A 3,913-nucleotide genomic window follows, 5' to 3' on the forward strand; every position below is an offset into this window, starting at 1 on the left:
CCGCCGCGAGACCCGAATGTGTTTGCGCTGCGCATGGCGCTGTTGGCCCAGCGCTACCCCAGCGTCGACGCCTGGCAGGTGTGGAACGAGCCGAACCTGCTGGGCTTCTGGCGCCCGGCGGCGGACCCGGACGGTTATGCCCAGCTGCTGCGCACCACCGCCGCCGCACTGCGCGCCGTCGCCCCGAACAAACCGGTGGTGGCCGCCGGCATGGCGTTTTTCAGCGAAATGCCCAACGGCCAGACCATGCTCGATGCCCTCGATGCCCTCGGCGTGCCGAGCCTGAACACCGTCATGTCCTACCACCCGTACACGCAACTGCCCGAGGGCAACGACCCGGCCAACCTCGACTTCGTGGCCAAGACCACCGCGCTCAACCAGAAGCTGAGGAACAGCGGCGTGAAAACCCTGTGGAGCACCGAGTGGGGCTGGTCGAACTACCTCGGGCCCAAGGAAGCCCAGGACATCATCAGCCAACAGGGCCAGGCCGATTATGTGATACGCCGCCTGGCGCTGATGAGCGCGCTGGATTTCGACAAGATTTTCCTGTTTACCCTGAACGACCTGGATCAGCGCGCCAGCGTGCGCGACCGCGCCTACGGCTTGCTCGATATCGACGCCAAGCCCAAGCCGGTCTACACCGCGTTGAAAAATTTCCTCGACGTCAGTGGCCCGCAATTGACCCCCGGCGACCCGCCCACCGCCGACCAACTGCCCGACGGCCTGTTCAGCATCGGCTGGACCCGCGCCGATGGGCGCAAGTTGTGGTTTTTCTGGTCGGCCGGTGGCGGCAACGCGCACTTGCCGAACCTCGCCAGCGCGACGCTGTATGACCCGTTGCGCGGCACCCAGACACCAGTGAGCGGCACCGACGGGTTGACTGTCCCGGTCAAGTCGAACCTGCAAATTCTGTTATGGGATTGAAGTCCGCCATGCGCATTTTATGGATCCTGCCCTACTCGCCCTGGCCCGCCACCAGCGGCGGCAAGACGCGCCAGTTCCACTTGCTGCGCAGCCTGGCCGCACGTGGGCACCGAATCACCTTGCTGCTGCACGACAAGCAGCCGGTGTCGCTGACCGATCGCCAGGTGCTGGAGGCGTTTCTCGAGCAATTGATCATCCTGCCGCGCCGCCCGCTGCGCAGCGTGAAAACCCTGGCGGCCGGGCTGTTTGCGCCTTACCCGTTGCTGGCCAGCGTCAACGGCCTGTCGGGAGCGCTGCAGGACCGGTTCAACCAACTGCTCAACGAACATTGGGACGTGGTGCAGGTCGAGCACACTTATACCTTCCAACCTTACGAAGATGCGCTGGTGCGTAAATCCCAACCCTTCGTGCTGACCGAACACAACGTCGAGTCGGCCCTTGGCGCGGCCACCTACGACCGCCTGCCACGTTGGGCGCTGCCATTTATTCGCTATGACCAATGGCGCTACACGCGCTGGGAGCGTCGTGTGATGCGCCAGGCCACCCAGGTGGTGGCGGTCACCGACAGCGATGCGCAGGTACTGGAAAAAATCGCCGGCAAACCGGTGCCGGTGGTGGTCAATGGCGTGGACTGCGATCACTTCGCCGCTGCCCGCCCTGACCCGTCGACCCGCCGCGTGCTGTTCCTGGGCAACTATGAGTACGCGCCCAATGTAGATGCCATCGAATGGGCTCTGGATGAAATCCTGCCCAAAGTCTGGGAACACTGCCCCGACGCGCGCATGAGTGTGTGCGGCTTCGGCATGCCCGCCAGTTGGCGCGAACGCTGGCAGGACCCGCGCATCGAATGGCAAGGCTTTGTGCCAGACCTGTTGAGCCTGCAATCGACCTGTTCGGTGTTTCTCGCGCCGTTGCGCCATGGCGGTGGTTCCAAGCTCAAGGTGCTCGAAGCGCTGGCCGCCGGCCTGCCCCTGGCCAGCACCGAACAGGGGGTGTCGGGCCTGGACCTGGTGGACGGCCTGGATTACCTCGGCGGGCAAACCGCTGCCGGCCTGGCGGACGCCGTGGTGCGTCTGTTGCAGTCGCCCGAAACCGCCGCGCCCATGGGTGAAGCCGGTCGCGCCTATGTGCGGCGGGCCCACGACTGGAGCGTTGCCGCCAGCCAACTGGAGCAGGTGTACGCCACCCTGTCGCCGCTCAATCAAAAGGAGCCCGTATGCGTGTAGGCCTGGATTACCGCACCGTCGGCACCTCCCCGCAATCGGGCATCAGCCGCCAGGTGTATGCGCTGGAAAGCGCCCTGCGCAGCGTGCCGGACCTGGAACTGGAGCGCTTTACCGTGGCGCCCCTGGGCGATGAAACACGCTTGCAGGCGCACTGCCCGGCCTGGGGCTGCGCGAAAACGGCGATGCACCAGCCGCACAATCGCCTGCGCTTCGAAGCCGGTTTTTTACCCCGCGCCCTGCGCGAACAGCACATCGACCTGTACATCAGCACCTTCAATATGGGCCTGCCGTTGCCGCCCAGGCCCAAGGGATTGCGAACCGTGGTGCTGCTGCACGACCTGTTCCAGATCACCCTGGACAACTACCACGCCAGTCGCCTGAAGGCATTGGTGTACAAGACCACCGATCGCCTGTCGATTGCCTATGCGGTACGCAGCGCCGACCGGGTGTGGACACCCTCCCAGTACAGCGCCGACGAAACTGCGCGGTTGTTTCCCCAGGCGGCGGGCAAGATTCGCGTGCTGCCCAATCAGGTGAACGGTTTCAACGAACCGGCGGCGGACCTGTCGGCGCGCCCATTGCCCAAGGGCTTCTGGCTGCTGGTGGGCACCCGTGAATTGCGCAAGAACGTGCCGTTCCTGGTGGACGCCTGGCAACAGGCGCGGCGCTTGTCCGTCAACGTACCGGAACTGGTGCTGGTGGGCAGCCTGGAGCATTTGCCCGAAGCCCAGCGCACGCTGGCGGGCATTCATGCGCTGAGTGGCGTCTCTGATGCCGAGCTGCACGGGCTGTACCGCCAGGCGTCACGTGTGTGGCAACCGTCCTACGCCGAGGGTTTCGGTTTACCGGTGATTGAAGCGCTGAGCGTCGGCACCCCCGTGGCCGTGGCCAGCGGCACCTCGCTCGACGAAATCACCCCGCCGGCGGCACCGCGCTTTTCGCCCACCGACGGCCCTGCCCTGGTGCAACTGATGCTGAGCCTGGGTGAGCGCGGCGATGAAGGCACACCCGAAGACCATCGCCAATGGGCCGCACGTTTCAATCAACACGCCTATCGTCAGCGCCTGGCCGAACTGATCGAGGAACTGAAATGAGACTCTCCCTGGCAAGCCTCGTCGCTATCCTCCTCGGCGTGCTGTTTGGCGTAATCGCCCTGGCGCTGTCACCGGCCAAGGCGTTTCTCGCCGTGATTGGCCTGGCGGCGGCCGTGACCATCCTGCGCTTTCCCTTCTGGGGCTTGTTGCTGTTCGCCCTGGTGGCGACCTTCATGCCCTACTCCACGCTTAACCTGGGCATCCGCAGTACGGTGTGCGAAGCGATTCTTGCGCTGACCTGGGGCGCGGTGCTGTGGCACAGTTTTCTGTCACGCCTGCCGGATGCGCCGCGCCTGGCCCGCCGCCCCACCGACCAGGCGCTGTTGTGGCTGATGCTGTTCAGTGTGTTCCCGTTCATTGTCGGCCAGGTCAGCATCCACGCCGAAAGCAGCGGCGTGGCCAACTGGCTGCGCTGGTTGCTGAATTTGTCGGGGGTGTTTCTCACGGCCAAGTTGCTGGTGGACTACAAGCGCCGCGAAAGCCTGGTGATCGCCCTGCTGCTGGGCACTCTGGCGATGCTGGTGATGTCGATCGCGGTGTTCGTGCGCACGCGCTCCGGGGCGGGGATTGCGCCGATCCTGGCGCTGCTCAATTACGGCAACTTCGACATGTTGAAATTCGGCCTGGAAGCCATGTCGTCGCGCATGGGCTCGCCGTGGATGCACCCGA

Annotated in this window: 3 protein-coding genes and 1 pseudogene; all 4 read left to right on the forward strand. The window is 64.9% G+C overall.

What is annotated here, in order from left to right:
- The coding region (locus BFP96_RS27875; protein WP_256549204.1) for a beta-xylosidase at positions 1 to 924 on the forward strand (924 nt) is incomplete at its 5' end.
- Positions 925 to 932: 8 nt separating this feature from the next.
- Positions 933 to 2,150 (forward strand): glycosyltransferase family 4 protein, encoded by a 1,218-nt coding sequence (locus tag BFP96_RS27880; protein ID WP_065891796.1) that lies wholly within the window; start codon positions 933 to 935, stop codon positions 2,148 to 2,150.
- The gene (locus tag BFP96_RS27885; protein ID WP_065937417.1) at positions 2,141 to 3,244 is read left to right on the forward strand and encodes a glycosyltransferase family 4 protein; all 1,104 of its coding nucleotides are present in this window, start codon (positions 2,141 to 2,143) and stop codon (positions 3,242 to 3,244) included. Before BFP96_RS27880 ends, BFP96_RS27885 begins: the two co-directional genes overlap by 10 nt.
- A pseudogene (locus BFP96_RS27890) lies at positions 3,241 to 3,913 on the forward strand (O-antigen ligase domain-containing protein); the annotation flags it as partial. The gene BFP96_RS27885 and the pseudogene BFP96_RS27890, both read left to right, overlap by 4 nt.

It is taken from the genome of Pseudomonas sp. 34 E 7 (genome assembly GCF_900005715.1).
Classification (GTDB): Bacteria; Pseudomonadota; Gammaproteobacteria; order Pseudomonadales; family Pseudomonadaceae; genus Aquipseudomonas; species Aquipseudomonas orientalis_A.

What these genes read in the sequence shown, in the direction of transcription:
- BFP96_RS27880 (WP_065891796.1), top strand. Translation starts at nt 933, where the DNA reads ATGCGCATTTTATGGATCCTGCCCTACTCGCCCTGGCCCGCCACCAGC.
- BFP96_RS27885 (WP_065937417.1), top strand. Translation starts at nt 2,141, where the DNA reads ATGCGTGTAGGCCTGGATTACCGCACCGTCGGCACCTCCCCGCAATCG.